This is a genomic window from Staphylococcus sp. GW823-FHT05F06 (genome assembly GCF_058795495.1).
This window is the reverse complement of record NZ_JBXAHW010000037.1, coordinates 1-1,858: the sequence shown is the minus strand read 5'-3', so window position 1 is coordinate 1,858 and position 1,858 is coordinate 1. Positions and strand designations below refer to the sequence as shown.

The 1,858-nt window shown below is 30.5% G+C and carries 1 protein-coding gene; it reads right to left on the bottom strand.

What is annotated here, in order from left to right:
- Positions 1-1,587: IS1182 family transposase (locus AC1Q7N_RS11645; RefSeq protein ID WP_162190744.1), on the bottom strand; the 1,587-nt coding region annotated here is incomplete at its 3' end.
- Between the last annotated feature and the right edge of the window lie 271 nt (positions 1,588-1,858).

Sequence of the window (1,858 nt, the reverse complement as noted above, 5' to 3'; positions counted from 1 at the left end):
ATTTTTTTGATTATTTTCAGCTCGTTGAGCTGTTACTTTTCTTATATTAAGTGCCATTAGCACAAATCCTAGTTCTCTTTTGGCTTTATTTATCCCTCGAACGGACATTCGAGTGAAACCCAAAATAGCCTTCATAAATCCAAAAACAGGCTCCACATCAATTTTTCTTTGACTGTAGATGGTTTTTATTTTTGGTTCTGAAAGCTTTTTATTAATTTGGGCTTTAAAATATTCCCAATTATAATTTTTCATTATTTTTTTATTCGTTTTTGAATTGTATTTCATGCATTGGTGTCTCAGAGGACATTCTGAACAATCATCACATTCATATAATTTGAAGTCTCTCTTAAACCCATATTTATCATGCCGATAGGCATATCTTTTAAAACCCAATCGCTTATTGTTTGGACAAATATATTCATCGTTAATTTCGTCATAATCCCAATTTTGAGTGTTAAAGATGTCGCTTTTATATTTTTTAGTTTTATCTTTTATAAACATACCGTAGGTTATAAGTGGTATTCGATTAAAATCATCTATAATTGCCATATAATTGGGCTCGCTACCATAACCTGCATCAGCTACAATATATTCAGGTAAATGACCGTAGGTCTCTTGAATTGAATTTAAAAATGGTATCATCGTTCTTGTATCAGTCGGATTTTGATACACATTATAAGATAAAACGAATTGAGAATTTGTCGCTATTTGTAAATTATAACCTGGCTTGAGTTGTCCATTTTTCATATGATCTTCTTTCATTCTCATAAATGTGGCATCATGATCTGTTTTAGAATAACTATTTCTATCCTTTAAAATAGATTTTTGGACGTCGTATTTATACTTTCGCCCAGAGTAATCATTAATTTGCTTTTTATATTGTTTAATTTTAGTTCTTTTGAGCCGTATTTGTTTTCTTATTTTAGTACATTTTTCATTATCGATATGTTGATTTAAATCTTCGATTTCTTTATCCAAATGACTACCAATCAAATCTATTTCTTCCTTTGTTAAGTCATTATCGTGATCTTTTTTAATCTCAGGTATAATTTTATTTGTTACCAATTCGTGATAGAGTGCTTTAGAATCTTCATTCATCTTTGTCTCATGGTTTTGAATACTTTTTTTCCATACAAATGTATATCGATTGGCATTCGCCTCAACTTTCGTACCATCAATAAAAATGGTTTGATCATCTATAAGATGTTGTTTCAAACACTGACTATGAAATTGAATAAATAATGATTCTAATAAAGCATCTACTTTTGGATTGACTCTAAATCGATTAATCGTTTTATAAGAAGGCTTTTGATTTTGTGATAACCACATCATCCGGATGCTATCATTAAGTAATTTTTCTATCTTACGTCCTGAAAACACAGATTGTGTGTAGGCATATAGAATGACTTTTAACATCATTTTGGGATGGTATGAGGTTGCACCACGATGATGTCTGAATTCATCGAATTCAGTTTTAGGAATTGTTTCTACAATATCATTGACATGTCGTGAAATATCATTTGTGGGGATAAGAACTGAAGTTTCCAATGGTAGAGTAAGTTGAGTCATGTTATAATCTTTATACATAAGGCACCTCGTTAATTTAGTTTAGTGACATTTATTAAATTATACGAAAGTGCCTTATTTTTTTAAAGTATTTCAATGTAAAATTACATATAAATACAAAGTATTTTGGCGAGACTCTTGAGGGAACAGGACAAGTTGAAGACTACAGGCTGAAGCTGTCCCCTAAGAAAACGAGCCAACAATACGTAGTATTGTAAATAAAGAAGCCAGTAAATGAATTTATAATAAACTCATTTACTGGCTAATTTGTTAGAAATTATGTCCCAGCCTC